Source organism: Vibrio sp. YT-19(2023), assembly GCF_033337395.1.
Window position 1 is genome coordinate 1 of sequence record NZ_JAWOQN010000474.1, and the last position, 711, is coordinate 711.

The following is a 711-nucleotide window of genomic DNA, read 5'->3' on the forward strand; positions in this document are numbered from 1 at the left end:
CCAAGAGTTTATTCAACAGCAGGTTGAAGTGTTTATGAGTCTCGCCGAGCAGTGTGCTCAGGCTTTGGGGTTGATGAATGCTCAGGTAGAGGAGCAACTGGTGGACATGGTGCTGTGCTTAGTCAAAGAAGTGGTGCATGTCGAGGTTCAAACCAATCCACAAATTATTCTCGATACGGTTAAGCAGTCGGTAGAAGCGCTGCCGATTTCTGGCCATCCAATCACATTGCATCTCAACCCTGAAGATGTTGCCATCATTCGCTCTGCGTATGGTGAAGAAGATTTAGATTGCCGTAACTGGACACTGGTTTCTGAGCCATCACTTAATCGTGGCGATGTGCAAATCGAAGCCGGCGAATCGAGCATTAACTACCGCATGGAAGAGCGCATCAAGAGTGTGCTGCACAGCTTTTGTGGCGCGAACCGTCACCAAGAGGGCGAGTAATCCATGCAAGCTTTGGCCGATCGCCTCAAAAACTACAAAGTTGAAGGCTTAACCACGCGCCCGGTCGCTTCTGGCAAATTGGTGCGCGTTGTTGGTTTGACCCTAGAAGCAACGGGCTGTCGTGCGCCGATCGGCAGTCTATGTTTGGTTGAAACCATGTCTGGTCACATGGAAGCTGAAGTGGTTGGTTTTTCTGGCGACAACTTGTATTTGATGCCGAGTGAGCAAATCACCGGTATTTTGCCCGGTGCAAAAGTGACGCCATT

1 protein-coding gene and 1 pseudogene are annotated in these 711 nt (G+C 49.9%); both read left to right on the forward strand.

Features of this window, described 5'->3' with window-relative positions; translation table 11 throughout:
• A partial coding sequence (locus tag R7E78_RS26600; RefSeq protein ID WP_318058672.1) for a flagellar assembly protein FliH occupies nucleotides 1–445 on the forward strand: 445 nt, incomplete at its 5' end.
• A 3-nt stretch (nucleotides 446–448) separates the two neighbouring features.
• Nucleotides 449–711, forward strand: a pseudogene (gene fliI / locus R7E78_RS26605) (flagellum-specific ATP synthase FliI); the annotation flags it as partial.